The 22,353-nt window shown below is 72.9% G+C and carries 22 protein-coding genes; 12 read left to right on the forward strand and 10 right to left on the reverse strand.

Features of this window, described 5'->3' with window-relative positions:
* Positions 1–9: 9 nt before the first annotated feature.
* Both DDE18_RS09025 and DDE18_RS09030 read right to left on the reverse strand, forming a co-directional pair.
* Positions 10–774 carry a class I SAM-dependent methyltransferase gene (locus tag DDE18_RS09025; protein WP_211754476.1) on the reverse strand — a complete coding sequence of 255 codons (765 nt, stop codon included), beginning with the start codon at positions 772–774 and terminating at the stop codon, positions 10–12.
* Complete coding sequence (locus tag DDE18_RS09030) at positions 771–1,502, reverse strand: CDP-alcohol phosphatidyltransferase family protein (RefSeq protein WP_211754477.1); 732 nt, start codon at positions 1,500–1,502, stop codon at positions 771–773. Before DDE18_RS09030 ends, DDE18_RS09025 begins: the two co-directional genes overlap by 4 nt.
* Positions 1,503–1,630: 128 nt before the next feature.
* On the opposite strand from DDE18_RS09030, the gene DDE18_RS09035 reads away from it, so the two are divergent.
* A complete protein-coding gene (locus DDE18_RS09035) occupies positions 1,631–2,455 on the forward strand; it encodes a class I SAM-dependent methyltransferase (RefSeq protein WP_116572017.1) in 825 nt (274 codons plus the stop codon).
* 140 nt (positions 2,456–2,595) lie between these two features.
* On the opposite strand, the gene DDE18_RS09040 is transcribed toward DDE18_RS09035, so the two are convergent.
* Complete coding sequence (locus DDE18_RS09040; protein ID WP_116571898.1) at positions 2,596–3,822, reverse strand: MFS transporter; 1,227 nt, start codon at positions 3,820–3,822, stop codon at positions 2,596–2,598.
* A complete protein-coding gene (locus DDE18_RS09045; protein WP_116571899.1) occupies positions 3,819–4,361 on the reverse strand; it encodes an ArsR/SmtB family transcription factor in 543 nt (180 codons plus the stop codon). Before DDE18_RS09045 ends, DDE18_RS09040 begins: the two co-directional genes overlap by 4 nt.
* 193 nt (positions 4,362–4,554) lie before the next feature.
* Here DDE18_RS09045 and DDE18_RS09050 point away from each other — a divergent pair, with 193 nt between their 5' ends.
* The 7 genes from DDE18_RS09050 (at position 4,555) to DDE18_RS09080 (ending at position 13,472) form a co-directional block, all read left to right on the forward strand.
* Complete coding sequence (locus DDE18_RS09050) at positions 4,555–5,013, forward strand: DUF4870 domain-containing protein (RefSeq protein WP_116571900.1); 459 nt, start codon at positions 4,555–4,557, stop codon at positions 5,011–5,013.
* Between the two features lie 204 nt (positions 5,014–5,217).
* Complete coding sequence (leuS, locus tag DDE18_RS09055) at positions 5,218–7,686, forward strand: leucine--tRNA ligase (RefSeq protein ID WP_116571901.1); 2,469 nt, start codon at positions 5,218–5,220, stop codon at positions 7,684–7,686.
* Positions 7,687–7,708: 22 nt separating this feature from the next.
* The gene (locus tag DDE18_RS09060; RefSeq protein WP_116571902.1) at positions 7,709–8,569 is read left to right on the forward strand and encodes a DegV family protein; all 861 of its coding nucleotides are present in this window, start codon (positions 7,709–7,711) and stop codon (positions 8,567–8,569) included.
* Between the two features lie 113 nt (positions 8,570–8,682).
* On the forward strand, positions 8,683–9,597 hold the full coding sequence (locus DDE18_RS09065) for a ComEA family DNA-binding protein (protein ID WP_116571903.1): 915 nt from the start codon (positions 8,683–8,685) through the stop codon (positions 9,595–9,597).
* 2 nt (positions 9,598–9,599) lie between these two features.
* Positions 9,600–11,882 (forward strand): ComEC/Rec2 family competence protein, encoded by a 2,283-nt coding sequence (locus tag DDE18_RS09070; protein ID WP_245916537.1) that lies wholly within the window; start codon positions 9,600–9,602, stop codon positions 11,880–11,882.
* 12 nt (positions 11,883–11,894) lie between these two features.
* Positions 11,895–12,884, forward strand: coding sequence for a DNA polymerase III subunit delta (gene holA / locus DDE18_RS09075; RefSeq protein ID WP_116571905.1), 990 nt, complete (start codon positions 11,895–11,897; stop codon positions 12,882–12,884).
* Positions 12,885–13,091: 207 nt separating this feature from the next.
* On the forward strand, positions 13,092–13,472 hold the full coding sequence (locus DDE18_RS09080) for a VOC family protein (protein ID WP_116571906.1): 381 nt from the start codon (positions 13,092–13,094) through the stop codon (positions 13,470–13,472).
* 100 nt (positions 13,473–13,572) lie between these two features.
* Here the strand turns inward: DDE18_RS09080 and rpsT are convergent, their stop codons facing one another.
* A complete protein-coding gene (rpsT, locus tag DDE18_RS09085; protein ID WP_116571907.1) occupies positions 13,573–13,833 on the reverse strand; it encodes a 30S ribosomal protein S20 in 261 nt (86 codons plus the stop codon).
* Between the two features lie 148 nt (positions 13,834–13,981).
* Complete coding sequence (locus DDE18_RS09090; RefSeq protein WP_116571908.1) at positions 13,982–14,923, reverse strand: phosphotransferase; 942 nt, start codon at positions 14,921–14,923, stop codon at positions 13,982–13,984.
* A 98-nt stretch (positions 14,924–15,021) separates the two neighbouring features.
* On the opposite strand from DDE18_RS09090, the gene DDE18_RS09095 reads away from it, so the two are divergent.
* A complete protein-coding gene (locus DDE18_RS09095) occupies positions 15,022–15,552 on the forward strand; it encodes a GNAT family N-acetyltransferase (RefSeq protein WP_116571909.1) in 531 nt (176 codons plus the stop codon).
* Here the strand turns inward: DDE18_RS09095 and DDE18_RS09100 are convergent.
* Positions 15,470–16,429: a DMT family transporter gene (locus DDE18_RS09100; protein ID WP_116571910.1), complete on the reverse strand. Its 960-nt coding sequence runs from the start codon at positions 16,427–16,429 to the stop codon at positions 15,470–15,472. The genes DDE18_RS09095 and DDE18_RS09100 overlap by 83 nt on opposite strands.
* Before the next feature lie 116 nt (positions 16,430–16,545).
* On the opposite strand from DDE18_RS09100, the gene lepA reads away from it, so the two are divergent.
* Positions 16,546–18,414, forward strand: coding sequence for a translation elongation factor 4 (lepA, locus tag DDE18_RS09105; protein ID WP_116572018.1), 1,869 nt, complete (start codon positions 16,546–16,548; stop codon positions 18,412–18,414).
* Between the two features lie 12 nt (positions 18,415–18,426).
* Here lepA and DDE18_RS09110 read toward each other — a convergent pair whose 3' ends face one another.
* Entirely contained in the window at positions 18,427–18,879 is a 453-nt protein-coding gene (locus DDE18_RS09110) for an XdhC family protein (RefSeq protein ID WP_116571911.1), read from the reverse strand.
* Between the two features lie 27 nt (positions 18,880–18,906).
* Positions 18,907–19,746 (reverse strand): NAD(P)/FAD-dependent oxidoreductase, encoded by an 840-nt coding sequence (locus tag DDE18_RS09115; protein ID WP_116571912.1) that lies wholly within the window; start codon positions 19,744–19,746, stop codon positions 18,907–18,909.
* A 58-nt stretch (positions 19,747–19,804) separates the two neighbouring features.
* On the opposite strand from DDE18_RS09115, the gene DDE18_RS09120 reads away from it, so the two are divergent.
* On the forward strand, positions 19,805–20,269 hold the full coding sequence (locus DDE18_RS09120) for a MerR family transcriptional regulator (protein ID WP_116571913.1): 465 nt from the start codon (positions 19,805–19,807) through the stop codon (positions 20,267–20,269).
* On the opposite strand, the gene DDE18_RS09125 is transcribed toward DDE18_RS09120, so the two are convergent.
* A complete protein-coding gene (locus tag DDE18_RS09125) occupies positions 20,250–21,353 on the reverse strand; it encodes a winged helix DNA-binding domain-containing protein (RefSeq protein ID WP_116571914.1) in 1,104 nt (367 codons plus the stop codon). The two genes, DDE18_RS09120 and DDE18_RS09125, sit on opposite strands and share 20 nt — an antisense overlap.
* Positions 21,354–21,404: 51 nt before the next feature.
* Between DDE18_RS09125 and DDE18_RS09130 the strand changes: the two genes are divergently transcribed.
* Positions 21,405–22,313 carry an aminoglycoside phosphotransferase family protein gene (locus tag DDE18_RS09130; RefSeq protein ID WP_116571915.1) on the forward strand — a complete coding sequence of 303 codons (909 nt, stop codon included), beginning with the start codon at positions 21,405–21,407 and terminating at the stop codon, positions 22,311–22,313.
* Positions 22,314–22,353: the final 40 nt, after the last annotated feature.

Consider the following 22,353-nt stretch of genomic DNA (forward strand, 5'->3'; position numbering starts at 1 on the left):
GCGGGCACGTCACGCGACCCGCTCGGCCACGACGGCGTACTTGCGCACCCGGCCCGCACTGAGCCATGAGCTCCAGAGCCGGTGGGCCGCGACCAGCTCCTCGACGGCGCGCATGCCCACCGCTGTGGCGATGGCTGGCGCGTCGGCGCCGTATGCCGCGGTCAGCGCGTCCGCCGTCAGGCGGTGCGCCTGCGTCCAGTCCTCGATCCACCGGACCTCGAACCCCGCCCGTTCCAGAGCCCCCTCGAGCTCACCGAGCGGCACGAGCCAGACGGTGTCGGCATCCGGCATGGCCGCCCGCTCGGCACCCGTGAGCGGCTCGCCCTCCTCGACGGTGAAGGCGAACCGCCCGCCCGGCCGCAGTGCAGCGGCGATGCCGCGGAGCAGCGCGTCCTTGTCGGGGAAGGCGAGCATGGTCTCGAGCAGGAGCACCACGTCGAACTGGCCCCTCGGGACCGGTGGGAGGCGCGCGGCCTCGAAGCGGCACGACAGGCCGGCAGCGCGCTCCCGAGCCAGGTGGAGGGCGCTCGCGCTGGCGTCGATCCCCAGGTAGGTGCAGCCCAGCTCCGCCGTGATCAGCCGCCCGGGGCCGGCGACGCCGCAGCACAGGTCGAGCACCGTCGTCCCGGGCCCGATCCCGGCGCGCGCCGCCAGGGTGCGGATCTCGCCTGCCCCCATGAAGCTCTCCTGGCCGACGAACTCTCCCGGCTCGTATGCCGAGGCCCGCGCGCGCTGGAGCGCCGAGTCGAACGGGATCCGCTCGTCCTGCCTCATGGCAGCCGGGCCTCGGTCGACTCCGCCGGTCGCTCGCGCGCGTGTGCCCGGCGGAGCCACAGCCAGACGACGTCCCGACCGAAAGACTCGGCGAGCAGCGCGAGGGCGACCACCAGGGCAAGATCTCGCACGCCGTCCGGGAGGACGTCGGCGGCGGCGACGCAGAGGACGATGCCCTGGACGGCGGTCACCACCTTGCGCCAGTCGCGGAAGGGCAGGGTGCATCCCATCCACGGCCACAGCCATCCCGCAGCTCCGAAGACGTAGCGGACCGTCCCGATCGCGAGCACCCACGCCCCGGCCTCCCGCGCGATGTAGACGCTCAGCACCAGGATGAGGAACGCGTCGGCCTCCCCGTCGAACCGGGCGCCGAAGGCGGAGGCGGTGCCTGATTGCCGGGCCACCCGGCCGTCCACGGCGTCGAGGACCAGCGCGACCACCGTGAGCGTGACCAGGGTCGGCACGGCAGGGTGGCGCAGGTAGGCGTCGGCGACCAGCGCGGCAATGCCGCAGGCCAGCGCCGCCCTGGTGAGTGTCACCAGGTCGGCAGGCCCGAGCCGAGCGGTCCCGCTGGCCGCCAGCCCGTGCCGCAGGGCCCCGGCGAGCCCCACGCCGCAGGCCAGGCCCAGGGCTGCCGCGGGCGTGCCGAGCCCGATCGTCGCGGCGAGGACGGCCAGCAGTGCGGCCAGGCCGGCCAGCGCTCCGGCCAGGCCCGGACCGCTCGCCACCGATACGCGTCCGAGATCTCTCACTACGCTGTCGTACGCACGCCGGGCGCTTCTGGTTCACGGAGCCCATGGAGCCCATGGAGTGCAGGGAGGTCACGGGGCTCACGGAACCCACGGAGGAGGAGCGCATGGACAGCGCACCCGTCCGCGCGAGCGCGCACTGGCTCGCGCTGCGCGAGCCCGCCGACGCGGCAGCCCGGTCGCCCGAGCTGGTGGACCAGCTCGTCTCGCTGCTGCCCTCGGGCGGCGGGACGCGGGTCCACGACCTCGGCTGCGGGACCGGCTCGATGGCCCGGTGGCTCGCCCCGCGCCTGCCGGGTCCCCAGCACTGGGTGCTCCACGACCGCGACGAGGAGCTGCTCGCCGAGGCCGGGCGCCGGGCCCCGGCCCTGTCGGCCGACGGCGGGCAGGTGACCGCGGAGACCCGGAAGGGAGACTTCACCCGGCTTCCGCCCGAGGAGTTGGCCGACGCCGACCTCGTGACGGCCTCTGCGCTGCTCGACATGCTGACGGCCGCGCAGGTGGACCGGCTGGTCGCCCTGTGCGCCCGGCCGGGCTGCCCGGTGCTCATCACGCTCTCCGTCGTCGGCCGGGTCGCCCTGGATCCGGCAGACCCGCTCGACGACCGGGTGAGGCTGGCCTTCAACACCGACCAGCGGCGTACCACTGCCGCCGGGCGGCTTCTCGGCCCGGACGCGGCCAGCGCGGCCGCCGCCCGATTCCGGCTGCTGGGTCGCGAGGTCGCGGTGAGGCCCAGCCCGTGGCGCCTCGGGCCCGACGAGGCGGCGCTCACCGCTGCGTGGTTCGACGGCTGGTGGTCCGCCGCCTGCGAGGTCCGTCCCGAGCTCGCTGACGCGGCCGGGTACGCCGAGCGGCGGCGGGCCGAGGCCGCCGCCGGGTCGCTGCGGGTCACCGTCCACCACGAGGACCTGCTGGTCCTTCCGGTGCGCTGAGCGAGGGCATCCCACTCAGTGGTCCTGAACCGATGGACGTGCAGTGGTGCCTGCAGGCGGCAAGGCTGACGTGGGTGAGTCGGCGCCGGGAAGCGCTAGTGCACGTCCATCGGTCCCTGGCTCACTGGGTCAGCCGATCGTCATACGGTCTCGAGCGCCTGCTTGCGCGGCAGCTCCCGGACGGAGCGGGAGAGCAGGACCAGCCCGCAGATCGCGGCGTACGCCACGCCGGACGCCACCAGCACCGGGCCGTAGCCGAACCAGACGCCCAGCGGCCCCCACAGCAGCTGGCCGATGGGCATCGCGACGAACGAGCCGAGCGCGTCGTAGGAGTAGGCGCGGGAGAGCATCCGGTCGTCCACGTGCTCCTGCATCGCGAGGTTCCACCCCATCGAGAAGACCTCGATCCCGGCGCCGCCGAGGAACGCCGCGACCACGAGGGCGACCAGCACGGGCTCTGCCCCGAGCAGCACCATGGGCAGGGCGGCGAGGGAGATCGCGGCCATCCCCCACAGCAACGGCCGTTGCAGCGGGACGCGCAGCAGCACGACGGCCATCGCGAGCAGGCCCAGGGCCTCCGCTGAGAGCACGTAGCCCCAGCCCTGCCGTCCGACCGTGTCCTCGGCGACGGCCGGCCCGAGGGTCTGCATCGTGCCGGTGTGGATCATGTTGAGCGCGCCGAAGGCCACCACGACCACCCACAGCCAGGTGGTTGACCAGAAGAACGACCAGCCCTCGCGCAGCTCGGTGAGCGTGCTCGTCGACTCCATGCGCTCGCGCGGCGGGATGTGCACGGGCAGGAGCAGCAGCGCGGCGAGGAGCCAGGTCGCCGCGTCGACGGCCAGCGCCCAGCCCGGGCCGACCGTGACCACGAGGATGGCGCCGATGGTGGGACCGAGGACGGTGAGGCCGTTGCGGGTCAGCGACAGCAGCGCGTTGGCGGGCTGGAGCTGGTCGCGGGGGACGAGCTGGGGGACCATGCTCGCCATCGCCGGGAAGCTGATCGCCGAGACGGCGCCGTGCACCGCGGAGAGCGCCACGAGCATCCACAGCTCGGCCGTCCCGGTGATCACGAGGGCCGCGATCGTGCCCTGGGTCAGGGCGGACGCGACGTTGGAGACCTGGAGCACCACGGCGCGCGAGAAGCGGTCGGAGATGACGCCGCCCCACAGGAGCAGCAGTACCATCGGAGCGGTGTGGGCGGCCAGCACCTGGCCGAGCGCGGCCGCCGAGTCCTCGATGTCGAGCACCGCGAAGGCGAGCGCGATGTTGGCCATCATGCCGCCGAAGGTGTTGACGAAGCGCGAGGCGAAGTACCACGCGAACCCGCGCTCCCGCAGCGGCGCGATCGACGCAGCCCAGGTCACTGGTCGTCCGCCATCACGAAGGCGAGCGTCGTCGCGCTGACGTGGATCGTGCCCTCGGTGCGTGCGGGGCGGGCCTCGGCGTGGAGGAGGAGCACGGCCTCCTGCACCAGGCCCATCGCCCGGGCCCAGACGTCCGGCTCGACCCAGGTCTCGAGGTCGCTGTCGCTGCCGGGGTGTCGCTCGCGCGACGCCGACGCCAGGCGGCGTACGACCTCGGCGTGGGTCGCGCTGGCCCAGGCGACGCGGTCCTCGGGCGCTGCAGGCCCCTTCGGGCGGCGGGCGGGGTCGCCGCCCACGGGGTAGCGGTAGCGCCTCGCGACGCCGCCGCGGATGCGTTCCTCGCCGGCCTCGACGAGCTCGCCGGCCTCGTGGAGCACGCGGAGGTGGTACGACGCGTTGGCGTGCGTGAGGTCGAGCGCGCGCGCCACCTCGGCGGCGCTCATCGCCTCGGCCGTGAGCAGCGACAGGATGCGCAGCCGCACCGGGTGGGCGACCGCGCGCAGTGCCGAGATGGCCTGTCGCTCCGCATCGTCAGCCATCTCACCCTCCAAGAGTTGTTGGGGAGAGTGTGGGCGGCTGGCACTGCCACTGTCAAACGGTTGTTGGGCAGTGTTCAGGGTGACCCTGGTCCGACCCTGAACCGACCCCGAGCGGGGAACGAAACCGCCCAGCGGCGTGGTTGAGTGGGGTGAGAGCGGCGCCCTGGAGTGCGCCGCCCGAGGAGAGTGAGCCATGACCGAGCAGCACCCGCAGTCCCCCTACGGCCAGCAGCCCTACGGCCAGCAGCCCTACGGCCAGCAGCCCTACGGTCAGCAGTCCTACGGTCAGCAGCCGCAGCAGCTGGCGCCGGGGCAGGAGCGCAACATCGGCGCCCTCGCCCACGGCGCGGCGCTCGCGGCCATGCTGTTCTCCTTCGGCCTCCTGGGCTTCGTCGCGTCCGTCGTCATCTACGTGATGTACAAGGACCGCGGCCCCTTCGTCCGCCAGCACGCGGCCAACTCGATCAACGTGCAGATCACCATGTTCATCTGGCTGGTCGTCGCGATCCCGCTGATCCTGGCGCTCGGCCTGGGCCTGCTGATCCTCTTCGCCGCGCCGATCATCGCCGGCGTCCTCCACGCGGTCGGGGCGATCAAGGCCTACAACGGCGAGTGGTGGAACCCGCCGATGACCCCGCGCTTCGTCAAGTGACACGAGGCTGACGGACACCTGGCGGCGGCCCGGAGCAATCCGGGTCGCCGCCTTCCGTCCTGCGGCGGTATCATCGGCGGCATGCAGACGCAGTCCCTGCTTCTTGGCCAGCCGCGCTGACTCACGCAGTCGCGCGGCAACCCCTCCCTGCGAGGGGTTTTTTCATGCCAACAGACGGTCAGGGATCGACGAGGAGAACAGACGATGAGCGACCAGGACGAGCGCACGACGTACGACGTCGAGTCGGTGCAGCAGAAGTGGCAGCAGGTGTGGGAGAAGCTGGACCACTTCCGCGCCGACGACGACAGCCCTCGCGATAAGCGCTACGCGCTCACGATGTTCCCCTACCCGAGCGGCGACCTGCACATGGGTCACGCCGAGGTCTTCGCGCTGCACGACGTGATCGCGCGCTACTGGTGGCAGCGCGGCTACGAGGTGCTGAACCCGATGGGCTTCGACTCGTTCGGTCTGCCGGCGGAGAACGCCGCGATCAAGAACGACGAGCACCCGGCGGTCTACACCTACGGCAACATCGAGACCTCGATCGCGTCCTGCCGCAACTACGCCACGTCCTTCGACTGGAGCCGGAGCTTCAACACGTCCGACCCGTCCTACTACAAGTGGACGCAGTGGTTGTTCTTGAAGTTCATGGAGCGCGGGCTGGCCTACCGCAAGAACAGCCCGGTCAACTGGTGCCCCGCCGACCAGACCGTGCTGGCCAACGAGCAGGTCGTGGACGGGCACTGCGAGCGCTGCGGCGCCGAGGTGACCAAGCGCGAGCTGACGCAGTGGTACTTCCGGATCACGGAGTACGCCGACGAGCTGCTGGCCGACCTGGACACGCTGGCCCCGACCTGGCCGGACCGGGTGATCACCGCGCAGCGCAACTGGATCGGCAAGTCCGAGGGCGCGCACGTCGACTTCGACATGTCCAACGGGCAGCGCGTCACGGTCTACACCACCCGCCCCGACACGCTGTGGGGGGCGACCTTCATGGTGGTCGCGGCCGACTCGAAGCTGGCCACCGAGCTGGTCACGCCGGACCGCTCGGCCGAGCTGGCGGCGTACGTCGCGGAGGTGCGGAAGGCCTCCGACATCGACCGCCTGGCCACCGACCGCCCGAAGACGGGCGTCGACCTGGGGGTGACCGCGACCAACCCGGTCACCGGTGAGCAGCTGCCGGTGTGGGCGAGCGACTACGTGCTGGCCGACTACGGCACCGGCGCGATCATGGCCGTGCCGGCGCACGACCAGCGCGACCTGGACTTCGCCAGGGAGATGCGCCTGCCCGTGCGGATGGTCGTGGACACCGGCGCCGAGGACCCGGCCGTGTCCTTCGTGGCGACCACCGGCCACGGCACCTACGTGAACTCCGGGCCGCTGGACGGCCTGACCGACAAGGCGACGGGCGTCCACAGGGCCATCGAGGTGCTGGAGGCCGCCCAGCACGGCAAGGGCGCGGTCAACTTCCGCCTGCGCGACTGGCTGCTGTCCCGCCAGCGCTACTGGGGTGCCCCGATCCCGGTCATCCACTGCCCGGTCGACGGCGAGGTGCCGGTGCCGGAGGACCAGCTGCCGGTGCTGCTGCCGGAGCTGAAGGGCGCGGACCTGAAGCCCAAGGGCACCTCGCCGCTGGGCGCGGCCCGCGAGTGGGTGGAGACCACCTGCCCGACCTGCGGCGGCCCGGCCGAGCGCGACACCGACACCATGGACACCTTCGTGGACTCGTCCTGGTACATGTTCCGCTACTGCTCGCCCCACGACGACACCCAGGCGTTCGACAGCGCCAAGGTCAACGAGTGGATGCCGTGCGACATCTACATCGGGGGGGTCGAGCACGCCGTGCTGCACCTGCTGTATGCGCGGTTCTTCACCAAGGTGCTGGCCGACATGGGGCTGGTCGACTTCCGCGAGCCCTTCGCGGCGCAGCTGAACCAGGGCTTCGTCATCAACCACGGCAAGAAGATGAGCAAGTCGCTGGGCAACGGCGTGCGACTGGGGGACCAGCTCGCGGAGTTCGGCGTCGACGCGATCCGCCTGACCCTGGTCTTCGCCGGCCCGCCGGAGGACGACATCGACTGGGCCAACATGTCGCCCGACGGGTCGCTGCGCTTCCTGCAGCGCGCCTGGCGGCTGAGCGGAGACGTCACGTCCGAGCCGGGCGCCGACGTCACGACGGGTGACCTGGCGCTGCGCCGCGTCACCGCCCGCACCGTGCACGACGCGACCGAGCTGGTCGAGGGCTACCGCTTCAACGTGCTGGTCGCCCGCGTGATGGAGCTGGTCAACGCCACCCGCAAGGCGATCGACTCCGGCTGCGGTCCCGCCGACCCGGCTGTCCGGGAGGCCGTGGAGGCAGTCGCGATCCTGCTGTCCCTGGTCGCGCCGTACACCGCCGAGGAGATGTGGGAGCGGCTGGGCCACGAGCCGTCCGTCGCGCGCGCCGGCTGGCCGGCCGTCGACGAGGCGCTGCTGGTCGAGGAGAGCGTGACCGCGGTCGTGCAGGTGCAGGGCAAGGTGCGGGCCCGCCTGGAGGTGGCCCCGGACATCTCCGAGGTCGACCTGGAGGCCGCCGCGCTGGCCGACGAGGCCGTCGTGCGCGCGCTGGAGGGCAAGACGGTGCGCAAGGTCATCGTGCGGGCGCCGAAGCTGGTCAACATCGTCGCCGGCTGACTCCACCCACTAGCCTTCCGCCATGCGCGGCACCGTGATCATCACCGACTCGACGGCGTCGCTGCCGCCGCAGGTCGCCGAGCAGCACGGCATCGTCGTCGTGCCCCTGCAGGTGGTCATCGGGGCCAAGGTGTACGACGAGGGGCCGGACGGCGCGACGCCCGAGCTCGTGGCGGAGGCGCTCCGGGAGTTCGTGCCGGTGAGCACGTCGCGGCCGGCGCCGGCCGCGATGCTGGAGGTCTACGAGCGGCTTGCAGTCGAAGGCGCGGAGGAGATCATCTCGATCCACCTCTCCGGCGAGATGAGCGGCACGTTCGAGTCCGCCCAGCTCGCGGCGCGGCAGGCCGGCGTACCGGTGCATGCCGTGGACAGCCGGCAGGTGGGCGCCGCGACGGGCTACGCCGCGCTCAGCGCGGCCGAGGTCGTCGCCGCCGGCGGGAGCGCCGCCGAGGCCGTCGCGGCCGCGCGGCGACGGGCGGAGTCGGCGACGTCCCTGTTCTACGTCGACACCCTGGAGTACCTGCGCCGCGGCGGCCGGATCGGAGCCGCTGCGGCCATCCTCGGCGGTGCCCTCTCGGTCAAGCCGCTGCTCGGCATCGTCGACGGCAAGGTGGCCCAGCTCGAGCGGGTGCGCACCGGCCAGAAGGCGCTGGCCCGCCTCGAGGAGCTTGCCGTCGAGTCGGCGGGCGAGGGACCGGTCGACGTCAGCGTCTCCCACCTGGCCAACGCCGAGAAGGCCGACCAGCTCACCGAGCGGCTCACCGAGCGGCTGGCCGACCAGCTGGACGGCCGGGAGCCGTGGTGCGGTGAGCTCGGCGCTGTGCTCGGTGCGCACGTCGGCCCCGGCATGGTGGCGGTCACGGTGGCGCCACGGCAGGAGTAGCACCGCCCCACCCAGCGTCCCCCGCATGTGGAGAAGCCCGGCCAACCGCGGTTGTCCACAGGTAGCGGCTGGGGCGTTCGCGGGCGTCGGCCGTCGCGCCTAGCGTCGCGGGCATGCGCAGTCGCAGTCCCTCGTCCGAGCACGCCGAGGCGGTGTCGCGCCGGCTGGCCACCCTGAGCGCCGAGCTGGCCGCCGTCCGCGGCGAGCCGCCGTCGGAGCACCAGCACACCCGGCTGCGGGCCGGGCCGCGGGAGGAGCCTCCGGCGCTGGCCGACCCGGCGGCTCTCCCGGGCCCACCCGCCGTGCCGTCGCCCGGCCGGCACGCCGCGCGGCGGCTCGCCGACCGGGTCGTCCTGGGGCCGGCCCACATCGCCGTGGTGGCGGTCGTGGCCGCGCTGGCGGTCGGGCTCGCGGCGTGGCTGGTCGTGCGCTCGCAGGCCGAGCCCCGGCCCGTGGCCGCGCCCGCGCCGCTGGCGGAGCCCCTCGTCGAGACGGCGGCCGTGCCGTCGGCGTCCACGTCGACCGCAGGGGTGCCGGCGGGGGCAGCCCAGGCGTCGGCCGCGGGGTCGACCTCGGGATCGGCTGGCGCGGGGGAGGAGGTCACGGTCGACGTCGCGGGGAAGGTACGCCGTCCGGGCATCGCCGTGCTGCCGGCGGGATCACGCGTCGTCGATGCCCTCGAGGCGGCGGGCGGTGCGCTCAGGGGGGTCGACCTGACCTCGCTCAACCTCGCGCGGCCGTTGGTCGACGGCGAGCAGGTGCTGGTCGGAGTGCACGCGCCGGCCGGGGTGGCGGGCACGGTCGGGCAGCCCGGCAGCCCGAGCGCGTCGCCCGGCACCCTGGTCGACCTCAACGCGGCCGACGAGGCGGCGCTGGAGACGCTCCCCGGCGTCGGTCCGGTCACGGCGGCGGCCATCGTCGCCTGGCGTGCCGAGCACGGTGGGTTCACGGCCGTCGACGAGTTGCTCGAGGTGGACGGGATCGGTGAGGCCACGCTGGCGCAGATCGCTCCGCACGTGACGATCTGACCGTGCGCGACCTCCGGGCTCCGGCGCTGGGCGGGGCGGCGTGGCTCGGAGGCATCGCGGCAGCCGTCTGCCCGTGGTGGGTGCCGCTGGGCGTCGTGGTCGGGACGGCGGCGCTGCTCCTGCGGAGCCGCGGGGCCGGGCCCCTGGTCGCCTTCGCGGCCGTGGCAGGGGTGACGCTCCTCCACGGCACGGCCCTCGCCTCCGGCCCAGTGGCCCAGCTGGCGCAGAAGCGTGCGGTCGTCGGGGCCGAGCTCACGGTCACCAGCGACCCGCGCCCGGTCGCCGGGCGCTTCGGCGACCTCGTGGTCGTCCGGGCCAGGGTCGAGCAGCTGACCGGCCGCGGCGCGGCGTACTCCCTCTCCACCCCGGTCGTCGTGATGGCCGACGCGTCGTGGCTCGGCGTCGTGCTGGGGGAGCGGCTGCACGTGTCGGGGCGGCTCGGGCCGGCGGACGGCGACTCGGCGGCGTTGCTGATGGTGCGCGGCTCGCCGGACCGGATCGAGGGTCCCGACGTGTGGTGGCGGGTCGCCGCAGCGGTGCGGGGGTCCATCCGCGAGTCGGTCGAGCCGCGTCAGGAGGACACGCGTGAGCTGGTGCCGGCCCTGGTGGTCGGCGACGACGCTGGCGTCGACCCGGCGCTCGCGGACGACTTCCGGACCACCGGGCTGACCCACCTGCTCGCGGTGAGCGGCACCAACCTCACCCTGCTCGTCGGCTTCCTGCTCATCGCCTCCCGGTGGGCGGGCGTGCGCGGCTGGTGGCTGCACGGGGTGGCGGCGGTCGGCATCGCGGGCTTCGTGCTGCTGGCCCGCACCGAGCCGAGCGTGGTGCGCGCCGCCGCGATGGGCACGGTCGCGCTCATCGGGATGGGCGGCAACGGGCGCGAGCGCGGCCCGCGGGCCCTGGGCGTCGCCGTCCTGGCGCTCCTGCTGCTCGACCCGCGGCTGGCCGTGACGGCCGGGTTCGCGCTGTCGGTGCTGGCGACCGCGGGCATCCTCTGGCTCGCGCCCCTCTGGCGCGACTCGCTGCGCACCTGGCTCCCGCGCGGCGTCGCCGAGGCGGTCGCCGTGCCGCTGGCCGCCCAGGTCGCCTGCACTCCGGTCGTGACGGCGCTGTCGGGTGAGGTGAGCCTCGTCGCGGTGGTCGCGAACCTCCTGGCCGCGCCCGCCGTCGCGCCCGCCACGGTCCTGGGCCTGGCGGGCGGGCTCGTCGGCCTCGTCTGGATGCCGCTGGGCCAGGTCGTGGCCGCGCCCGCGGCGTGGTCGGTCGGATGGATCGCGGTCGTGGCCCGGCGCGGGGCAGACCTGCCGACCGCTGCCATCGCATGGGGGACCGGCCCGGTGGCGCTGCTCCTCGTCACCCTGGTGTGCCTCGGGCTGGTCGTGGTGGTCCCGCGCGTGCTGCGCAGCCCGCTCGCGGGTGTCGCCTGCTCGGTGCTGCTCGTGGTGACGGTGCTGACCCGCCCGCCGACTCCCGGCTGGCCCCCGTCGGGCTGGGTGCTCGCCATGTGCGACGTGGGCCAGGGCGACGCGCTCATCCTCCGGGCAGGCCCGCACGAGGGCGTGGTGGTCGACGCCGGACCCGATCCCGCCCTGGTCGACGGCTGCCTCGACCGGCTCGAGGTGACCCGCGTCCCGTTGCTGGTCCTCACCCACTTCCACGCCGACCACGTCGACGGCCTCTCCGGGGTGCTGGCGGGGCGGACCGTCGGGGCGGTCGAGGTGACCGCGCTGGGCGACCCGCCCGACGGCGTCGAGGAAGTCGCTCGGGCGACCGGTGCGGCCGGCCTGCGGCCTGCCGTGGCGGCGTACGGCGCGACGCGTCGTGTCGGGGATGTGACCCTGCAGACCCTGTGGCCGCGGCCGGACGTCGCGCGCTTCGCCGGCGACCTAGGGGAGGACGGCAGTGCCGCCAACGACGCGAGTGTCGTGCTGCTCGCGGAGGTCGACGGTCTGCGCATCCTGCTCACCGGGGACATCGAGCCGCCTGCGCAGCTGGGGCTGAGCCGTCTCGTCGGTGGGCTGGCGGTGGACGTGCTCAAGGTGCCGCACCACGGCAGCCGCCGTCAGGACCTGGGGTTCCTGACCGGCCTGCGCGCTCGACTGGCGCTCGTCTCGGTGGGGGCGGACAACGACTACGGACACCCTGCGCCCGAGCTCGTCACCGCCCTGGAGAGCGCCGGCACCGAGGTGCATCGCACGGACCTCGACGGTGACGTGCTCGTCGTGGTGCGTGACGGGCAGCTTGGGGTCGTCGCCCGCGGCGGTGTCGGTCGGCGCCGTTAGGGTGGGCGCACCATGGCAGCCACTCCCTCCGCAGCACAGGTCCTCGGGCGCGTCGTCCTGGTGACGGGCAAGGAGGAGTTCCTCAGCGAGCGCACGGTCGTCTCCGTGCGGGAGGCCGTCCGACGCCACGACCCCGAGTCCGAGTTCGCCGAGTCGACGGCGTCCGACCTGACGCTGGGCAGCCTGGGGGAGATGTCGGCGCCGTCGCTCTTCTCCGCGATCCGCTGCGTCGTGGTGCGGGGGCTGGAAAACCTGCCCGACGAGACGGTCGACGGACTCGTGGACTACTGCGCGTCCCCGGCGGAGGACGTCGCCCTCGTGCTGGTGCACGGCGGGGGGCAGAAGGGCGTGGGTGTGCTCACCCGGCTCCGCAAGCTCAAGGACACCGTCACCGAGGTGAAGTCCGAGGAGATCAAGGGCTGGAAGCTGCCCGACTTCGTGAAGTCGGAGGCCGCCGCCCACGGTGCCCGGATCGCCCCCGACGCGGCTGCGTTCCTCGTGCAGGCCGTCGGCGCCGACCTGCGGTCACTCGCGGCCGCGATCGACCAGCTCGTCAACGACTACCCCGGCGAGCAGCTGACGGTCGACCGGGTGCAGCGCTACTTCGGTGGCCGTGGCGAGGCGAAGTCCTTCGCCGTGGCCGACGCGGCCATGGCCGGTGACGCCGCCGCGGCGCTCGAGGAGCTGCGGTGGGCGCTCGACGGCGGCACGGCCCCGGTCCTCGTCACCTCCGCGATGGCAGGCTCGGCGCGCAGCATCGCCCGTTTCCTCGGCGCCGGCAAGGGCATGCGCGACGCCGACCTCGCGCGCGAGCTCGGCGTCCCCCCGTGGAAGGTCAAGCAGGTCCGCACCGAGGCCCGTGCCTGGTCCGAGGAGGGCATTGCAGCGGCCATCACCGCGGTCGCCCGGGCCGACGCCGACATCAAGGGCCAGGCCCACGACGCGTCCTACGCACTCGAGCGGCTCGTGCTCACCGTGGCGGGGTTGCGCGCGGGGCGCTGAGGTCGCGTCCCGGCCGCTCGGCGGCGACGTGGACACACCTCATCTGCCGCGAACTCGTCACCGCTCTCTGACGCTGCGCCACCTACCGGCCACCGGTTCCGCCTACGGGTCTGACCGCCCGGACAAAGCCGAGGTCGTCCATCTCCCTGCCCTGCCCATCCCGCGTGTCGCGCTGGCGGTCAGTTCCGCGCGCGCCAAAGTGGCGACATGTCCAGTCGGATAGCCGTCATCGCAATCGACGCTGTTCAGCCGCGGGTGGTCGCCGACTTCTGGTGCAGCGTCCTCGGCTGGCAGGTGCTCGAAGAAGACGAGGGCGTCATCAGCATCGCCCCGCCGGATGGATCCTGGCCGATGATCGACGTGGTGCCGGTGCCGGAGAGCAAGACCGTCAAGAACCGTCTGCATCTCGACCTGCGCGCCGACGGGACGACGACAGCCGAGGAGCTCGAGCGGCTCCTGGAGCTGGGCGCACGACGCGTGGACGTGGGGCAACAAGCCGACGCCACGTGGGTGGTGCTGTCCGATCCCGAAGGCAATGAGTTCTGTCTGCTTTCACGCACCGTCCAGGAGGTCGACCCGGACCAGTGAAGACGGCGCACAACCGTGGCCGCAGATGGCAGAAGGCGCCCTCCCGGGTGGGAGAGCGCCTTCGCTACGCGGCTGTGCTGAAGTCAGCGGGGCCAGTGCGTCAGAGGGACGAGGCCTTCTTGGCGATCGACGACTTGCGGTTGGCCGCCTGGTTCTTGTGGATGACGCCCTTGGAGGCCGCCTTGTCGAGCTTCTTCGAGGCGTCGCGGGCCGCGGTGAGGGCGGCGTCCTTGTCGCCCGTCTCGGCGAGCTCGCGGAACTTGCGCACAGCGGTCTTCAGGCTCGACTTGACGGCCTGGTTGCGCTGGCGGCGCACCTCGTTCTGCTTGTTGCGCTTGATCTGGGACTTGATGTTCGCCACTGAAGAACCTCAGGTTGATCGGTCTGGTCAGGAAAGTCGTAGGTTGTCGGCTGCCTGGCATACCCCAAGAGGGTCGGGCGCCGGACAAGCAAGGGGAGACTCTACCGGTCGGGCGCGGATGCGCCCAAATCAGGCGAAGGAGCCTTGCTCACGCCCACCCACGCCGCTCGGCGAGCCACGCCCAGCAGACCTCGCCCTGCCAGCGCTGGCCGTCGCGGAGGTAGGGCGACGTCGGGGGCACCGGGTCGCGTGCGGACTTGAGGAAGTAGCCGGTGACGACGGCGAGCACCGCGTCGATGGCCTCGGGGGGTACGTCGCGGAGCAGGGGTCGCTGGCGGATGATCGCCTCGACGTCGAGCCCGTCGCCACGGGGGCCGATCAGCATGACGAGCGAGTCGAGCCAGTCGGCGCCCAGGACGGGCCAGTTCCAGTCGCAGAACCACGCCTTCCCGTCCTCGTCCAGGAGGGTGTTGTCATCGCGGACGTCCGTGTGCACCAGCGTGTTGCCTCCGACGTGGTCGCGGAACTTCGCGGCCAGCGCGGACGCCTCGGCATGCCGCTCCGGGCGTGAAGGCAGGGAGTCGGGCGGCAGGTTGTCCCAGTAGGCCGGCCAGGCCGCGAGCTCCTCGGCGAACGTGTCGAGCGTGAGGCCCGCCGGGGCAGGAGTGAGGAGCTCTGCGACCAGCTCCAGGGCGTCGAGGGAGGCGTCCAGCTCGGACCGGCGCCACGGCCGGGCCGGGTTGCGCGCCTCGACCTGCTCGATGCCCAGCACGACCCAGTCCTCGTCGTACGACCAGAGCAGGCGCGGCGCGGGGACGCCCTGCGGCAGGGCGGCCAGCTTGCGGGCCTCCTCGCGGTAGGACTCGGCGAACATCCGCTGCGCCTGCACCGAGGCCGCCTTCACGAAGTGCTTCGAGCCGTCCTCGCAGACGAGGACGCTGGCGAAGCCCGGCGTGAAGCCGGCGTTCTGCGACCGCGCCTCGACCACGGGCGAGCCGCACCGCTCCTCGACGTGCGCCCGGATGTGGGGTGGCAGGAACTGCCACTCCAGCCGTCGAGCGGTCCGGCCGTGCGGGATGTGGTCGGTCATGCCCGCATCCTTCCCGACCCGTGTTCATGGGGTCGAACTGGATTCGACGCCGGGCCACCGGGTGGCACGGCCACGACGCGTGTGGGGAGGATGCGGGTATGCCGCAGCTCGTGTCGCCCACCGTCGCCGTGATGCAGTCCTTCCTCGGGGCGATGGACGAGGCCTGGCGCGAGGGCGCGGACAACACCCAGACCGCCGGCTGGATCGCGAGGTACGGCGCCACCTGGCACACGCTGGAAGGCTTCGCGGACTTCGTCGCGCAGCTGCACGCCGAGGAGTCCGACCCCAGCGTGCTGCCGCACGGGTGGGTGCTCACCTCCACGCGCTGGTGGGTCGAGGGCGACGAATACCTCGGCCGGATCGCCGTGCGGCACGTGCTCAGCGACTTCCTGCGCGAGGTCGGTGGCCACATCGGGTACGACGTGCGGCCGTCTGCGCGGCGACGGGGTCACGCCACGGCGATGCTCCGTGCGGTGCTGCCCTACGCCCACGAGCTGGGGATAGACCCGGCCCTGGTGACCTGCGACGACGACAACGTCCCGTCGATCAGGGTGATCGAGGCGTGCGGGGGAGTGCTCGAGGACGTCCGGGGGAGGAAGCGGCGCTACTGGGTGCCGACGAGCGCCTGACGCGCGTCGCGGCGGCCACACCGACGACCGCGATGGCGAGGCCGACCAGCTCCCGGGCTCCCATGGTCTCGTCGAGGATCAGCCAGGCCAGCACGGCCGTGACCGGCGGCGAGAGGAAGAACAGGCTGGACGCGGCCCCCGAGCCGCCGCGGAGGACGAGCAGCGCCAGCAGCCCGAGGCCCACGAGCGAGTTGACGAGGGCGAGGAGGCCCAGCGAGACGCCCGCGACCACCGGGTCGGTGACCGGCCAGGCGCCCTCGAAGGTCCAGCTGAGCAGAAGCAGCGGCGGCGCCGAGACCGCGAACTGCACGACGGTGGACCAGAGCAGGTCGGGCGTGCCGCCGATCCAGCGCTGGCCGAGCGTGCCGAGGCTGAGCGTGAGCATGCTGAGCGCGCCGAGCAGCACGGCGACCGGGCCGCCGACGTGCCCGAGGTCGGGCCCGAGGACGACCAGCACCCCGACCACGCCGAGGACGAAGCCGAGGACCTGGACCCAGGAGATCCGCTCCTGGACGAGCAGGGCGGCGAGGATGGCGGTGAGCACCGGGCTCAGCGCGTGGAGGAGCGAGCTGATCGTCGCCCCGAGCCCGAGGTCGAACGCGACGTAGATGAGGCCGAACTGGAGGCCGTTCATCATCAGCCCGACGCCCACGACGCGGCCGACGTCCTGCCGGGTGAGCCGCCACGGGCGCCGCAGCGCGAGCGCGACGAGCGTCCCGAGCAGCGCCGCCAGGGCGAAGCGCCAGCCCAGCGTGAAGAACGGCGCCGAGGCCCGCACCGCCGCGGGCCCGGAGATGTAGCCGGACGACCAGACCAGCACGAACGCCGCGGCCGGGACGAAGGGCAGGTGGCGTGCGGGGGCGTGGGCGGGTGGCACCCGGTGACCGTATCCAGACGGTCTGTCGTGCGGGTTCGGGGGAGTGGCGGCCAGCGTGGAAGAATGGCGCGTCCCGAAGGAACATCCTCCGTCACTCCCGAAAGCAGCACGTGAGCCTGAAGAACGCGCCGCAGCCCGGCTCGACCGACCCGTCGATCATCCGGAACTTCTGCATCATCGCTCACATCGACCACGGCAAGTCCACGCTGGCCGACCGGATGCTGCAGCTCACGGGGGTGGTCGGAGAGCGCGAGGCGCGGGCGCAGTACCTGGACCGGATGGACATCGAGCGCGAGCGCGGCATCACGATCAAGAGCCAGGCCGTGCGCATGCCCTGGACCGTGCCCGCGGACAACGAGCAGGGTGCCGAGCCGGGCACCTACGTGCTGAACATGATCGACACGCCCGGCCACGTCGACTTCACCTACGAGGTGTCCCGGTCTCTCGAGGCCTGCGAAGCCGCGATCCTGCTGGTCGACGCCGCGCAGGGCATCGAGGCCCAGACGCTGGCCAACCTCTACCTCGCGATGGGCGCGGACCTGCACATCATCCCGGTGCTCAACAAGATCGACCTGCCGAGCGCCAACGTGGAGAAGTACGCCGCGGAGCTGGCGGGGCTGGTCGGCTGCGACGAGTCCGACGTGCTGCTCACCAGCGCCAAGACCGGCGTCGGCGTGGAGGCCCTCCTCAACGAGATCGTCAAGCAGACCCCGCCGCCGGTCGGCGACCCGGACGCGCCGGCGCGGGCGCTGATCTTCGACTCGGTCTACGACACCTACCGCGGGGTCGTCACCTACGTGCGCGTCGTCGACGGCAAGCTGACCCACCGCGACCGCATCCGGATGATGTCGACCAACGCCGTGCACGAGATGCTCGAGGTCGGCGTGATCAGCCCCGAGCCGGTGAAGGCCGGGGAGATCGGCGTCGGCGAGGTGGGCTACCTGATCACCGGCGTGAAGGACGTGCGCCAGTCCCGGGTCGGTGACACGGTCACCTCCCAGCACCACGGCGCGACCGAGCCGCTCGGCGGCTACAAGCACCCCAACCCGATGGTCTACGCCGGTCTCTACCCGATCGACGGCGACGACTACCCGACGCTGCGTGACGCGCTGGAGAAGCTCCAGCTCAACGACGCGGCGCTGGCCTACGAGCCCGAGACCTCCGGCGCCCTCGGCTTCGGCTTCCGCTGCGGCTTCCTCGGGCTCCTGCACATGGAGATCACCCGGGACCGCCTCGAGCGCGAGTTCAACCTCGACCTGATCTCGACCGCGCCGAACGTGGTCTACCAGGTCGTGATGGAGGACGGCCGCGAGATCGAGGTGACCAACCCGTCCGAGTATCCCGACGGCAAGGTCGCCGAGGTGCGCGAGCCCGTCGTGCGGGCCACGATCCTCTCGCCGAGCGACTACATCGGCACGATCATGGAGCTCTGCCAGAACAAGCGCGGCCAGCTGCTCGGCATGGACTACCTCTCCGAGGACCGCGTCGAGATGCGCTACACCCTGCCGATGGGCGAGATCGTCTTCGACTTCTTCGACCAGCTGAAGTCGCGCACGAAGGGCTACGCCTCGCTCGACTACGAGCGCACCGGCGAGCAGGCGGCCGACCTGGTGAAGGTCGACATCCTGCTGCAGGGGGAGCCCGTCGACGCGTTCTCGGCGATCGTGCACCGCGACGCGGCGTACTCCTATGGCGTGATGCTCGCCGGCAAGCTCAAGGACCTGATCCCGCGGCAGCAGTTCGAGGTGCCGATCCAGGCGGCGATCGGCGCCCGGGTGATCGCGCGCGAGACCATCCGCGCCATCCGCAAGGACGTGCTCGCGAAGTGCTACGGCGGCGACATCAGCCGCAAGCGCAAGCTGCTGGAGAAGCAGAAGGAGGGCAAGAAGCGGATGAAGATGGTCGGCCGCGTCGAGGTCCCCCAGGAGGCGTTCGTCGCCGCGCTCTCCACCACCCAGCCGACGGAGAAGCCAGCCAAGAAGTAAGGGCCGGGCGCGTCAGCCGCGCATCGGACCGCCGCGCCGCCCATAGGACTCCGCGACGATCTCGGCGACGACCGACAGCGCGATCTCGCCAGGCCCCTTGCCGCCTAGGTCGAGGCCGGCGGGCACGTGGAGGCGGGAGACGTCCATGCCCTCCCGGCGCAGCTCCTCCGAGACGGCGGCCGCCCGGCTGCGGCTGGCCATCATCGCGACGTACGCCGCGTCCGAGGCCAGCGCCGTGCGCAGCACCGCGGGCGCGTCGGGAGCGTCGTGGTCGCAGAGCACCACGGCGTCGCCGTGACGGGGTGCGAGGCCGGGCCCGCCGTCGTCGGCAGGCTCGACGAGCACCTCCCGCCCGGCCGTCGTGCCGATGGTCTCGATCGCACGGGCGATGGGGTTGTCGCTCAGCACCAGGATCCGGCCGTGGTCGGGACCCTCGTCGCGCCACGGCTGCTCGCGCTCGGTCATGGGCTCAGGCTCGCACAGCCGGCCGGTTCAGTGCCCCGCCTCGGCCGCCAGGAGGTCGGCGACGCACGCACCGGCGGCCACCTGCCCGGCGGCAGCGGCGTTGAGCACGCTCGCCAGCGGCATCGGCAGGTCCCGGTGGTGCGCCAGGTCGCCCGCGGCGAAGACGCCGGGCTCGGAGGTGCGGCCCATCGCGTCGACGGCGATGCAGCCGCTGTCGAGCAGGTCGAGCCCGAGCTGCGCGGCGAACGGGGCGGCCTGCTCCAGGGCAGACGCGACGAAGATCCCGCCGACCCGGACCTCCTGGCCAGCCACGGTCAGCACCGCGTCGTCGCCGTCGACGACGATCTTGTCGATCGGGTCCGAGACGACCCGGACGTCGTGGGTGATCCGGCGCAGCATCGGCACCAGGTGCGCGGCGCGGGGCCCGTCCTGGACGGCGACGCTCCGCCCGGCCAGCTCGTGGCCGTGGCAGAAGGGGCAGTGGTGGGCGACCCGGCCGAACGCCTCGGCCAGGCCGGGCAGATCCGGCAGCACGTCGCGCACGCCGGTGGCCAGGAGGACCGCGGCGCTCTCGACGAGAGTGCCGTCGGCCAGGGTGGTCTCGAAGCCGCCCCCGGCGCGACGTCGTACCTGCGTGGCAGCGAGGTCGCGCACCTCGACGGTGTCGTACGCCGTGAGGTCGGCCCGGGCGAGGGCGCGGAACTCCGACGGCGGCCTGCCGTCGTGGGTAGCGAAGTTGTGCATGTGCTCCGCGGGCGCGTTGCGGTAGCGGCCCGAGTCGAGCACGAGCACGTCCCGGTGCATCCGGCCGAGGGTGAGTCCGGCCTGCAGGCCGGCGGGTCCCGCTCCGATGACGACGACGTCCATGGGGTCCTCCGAGTCGATCTGTGTTGACGGTGCACCCAGCGTGTGACTTCATGTCAACATGAAGTCAAGCCACTGGTCGGTGGGGGAGGTGGCAGAGCGCTTCGGACTCGCCACGCACGTGCTGCGGCACTGGGAGGACATGGGCCTGCTGACGCCGGAGCGGGACTCCGCGGGCCGGCGGCGCTACGGCCGCGACGACCTGGTCCGGGTGGCCGCGGTGCAGCGCAACAAGGCGGCCGGCATGAGCCTGGAGCAGATCCGGCTGCTCTTCGACGGCTCGGCAGACGGCCGGCGGAGGGTGCTCACCGACCACCTCGCCGACATCGACGAGCGGATCCGCGCCCTGGAGACGTCGCGGGCGATGACGGAGCACGCGCTGGACTGCCGCGCGCACGACATCACGACCTGCCCGAACTTCCGCAAGCACCTCGAGACCGCACTGGCCGGCGGGCCGTGGCACCCGGGGCCGGGCGACCACGAGCACGCTCATGCGACGCCGGAGGTCAGACGCTCTCGCGGCTGACCGTCACCTCGGCGATGGCGATGTCGAGCGCCGCCTCGAGCGCGGCGACCGGCGCCTCGAGCTCCGCCTTCCGGGGCCGGCGGGTGCCGGTGAAGTGCACCACCTCGAGCGGCCGCGTGCGCGCCGACCCGGTCGCGCGCCAGTAGCCGGTGATCCGCCCGTCGACGAGGAGCGGCGGCAGCACCATCCCGTTGGCCTGCAGCCACAGCCGCCGCACGTGCTCCGGCTCGGCGAAGCGGACGCGGGCGGGCGGGTCGTAGCCGCACATGAGCGCGTCGAACTCCGGCAGGAGCAGCACACCGCTGGGCTCGCGCGGTGGCGGACCGCCCGGCAGGTCGACGTACGTCCGGCCGTCCGGGCCCTCCTCGCCGACCAGGCCGAGCCGGTCGAGCACCTCGCCGACCGCCCGGAGCCCGAGCCCGGACCACCAGGCGATGTCCTGCCGCGACGCGGGCCCGTGGCAGCGCAGGTGCAGCCGCACCAGGTCGTCGAGGCTCGGCTCGGCGGCGGGCTCGCCGATGACAGCGGTCGCGGCGCGGTAGACCGGCGCGCCCTGGCCGGACCACGGACCCTTCAGTGGGCGGCGGACCAGCCCGCCGTGGCCGAACGCGAGGTAGCGGCCCACCTGCAGCGTGGTGACCTCGTCGCGGCCCTCGACGCGCTCCAGCCACTCGTGGAGGTGCCCGATGAGCTCCGCCGGCGTACGCCACTCGTCGCGGGCGAAGGCCTCCGTCGAGTCCCACAGGTCGTCGAGGCTGCCGTGCTCGAGCTTGAGCAGCTGCTGCCACCGGGTGCGCTGGCCGGCGCGGGTGCCGAGGTGGAGGAGTGGGTGCTGGGCGGCGGTGCAGGTGTGCACGGTGCCGCGCAGCGTGGAGCCGCGGACGAGGTCACCGGATTCGTAGGCCGCAGTGACCTCGGCGTGCGTCGTCCCCGGCCGGCGCGCCGCGAGCCCGAGGAAGGGGGAGCGGGCGGTCTGCGACTGGATCGGGCCGGTCACCGCCACGAGGCCGGCTACGGACGCGGCGCCGTCGGGGAACTGGCGCGCGAGCGCCAGGCCCCGTAGGTCGTCGAAGGAGACCCCCATGCCGGGGGAGGCTACAGCGGCCCCTCATGGCGCCGCCGACAGAATGAGGGAGTGATCCCTGCCGGCCTGGACTCCCAGAGGCGCCTGGGCCCGGAGTGGGTCGACTGGCTCGAATCGCTCCCGCGGCTGCGCGCGGAGCTGCTGGAGGAGTGGCAGCTGAGCCCAGACGGCGAGCCGATGCACGGCTACTGCTCGCTGGTGCTCCCGGTCCGCACGGACTCGGGAACCGCGGCGGTCCTCAAGATCGCGCTGCCCGACGAGGAGTCGGAGCACGAGCACCTGGCCCTCCAGCACTGGGGCGGCCACGGCGCGGTGCGGCTGCTGCGTGCCGACCCCCGTCGACGCGCGATGCTGCTCGAGCGGCTCCACCAGGAGACCCTCGCCCAGGTCTGGGACATCGAGGCCTGCGAGATCGTCGCGGGCCTGTGGTCCAGGCTCCACGTGCCGGCGATGCCACAGCTGCGCCCGCTCACGGCGTACGTCGAGGGGCAGGGCGCCGCCCTGGCCGCGCTGCCCCGCAACGCGCCCGTGCCCCGGCGGATGGTCGAGCAGGCGATCTCCCTGGGCCGCGACTTCGTGGGCGACGGCGGCAGCACCGGCACAGTGGTCCACACCGACCTGCACTACGGCAACGTGCTGGCGGCCGAGCGCGAGCCGTGGCTGGTCATCGACCCCAAGCCGCTGAGCGGGGACCGGCACTACGAGGTCGCTCCGATGCTCTGGAACCGGTGGGAGGAGCTCACGGGCGACCTGCGCGGGGGGATCAGGCGCCGCTTCCACGCGCTGGTCGACGCGGCGGGGCTCGACGAGGACCGGGCTCGCGACTGGGTCGTGGTGCGGATGGTGCACAACGCCATGTGGACGCTGCAGGACGCCGAACGGGTCGGCCGCGGCCTCGACGCCGACGAGCGTGACTGGATCACGCGCTGCATCGCGCTGGTGAAGGCCGTGCAGGACTGAGGTTTTCCGCTGCCGGGAGGTCGCGTGACGCAACCCACCG

The organism is Nocardioides gansuensis (assembly GCF_003076135.1).
GTDB classification, from domain to species: domain Bacteria; phylum Actinomycetota; class Actinomycetes; order Propionibacteriales; family Nocardioidaceae; genus Nocardioides; species Nocardioides gansuensis.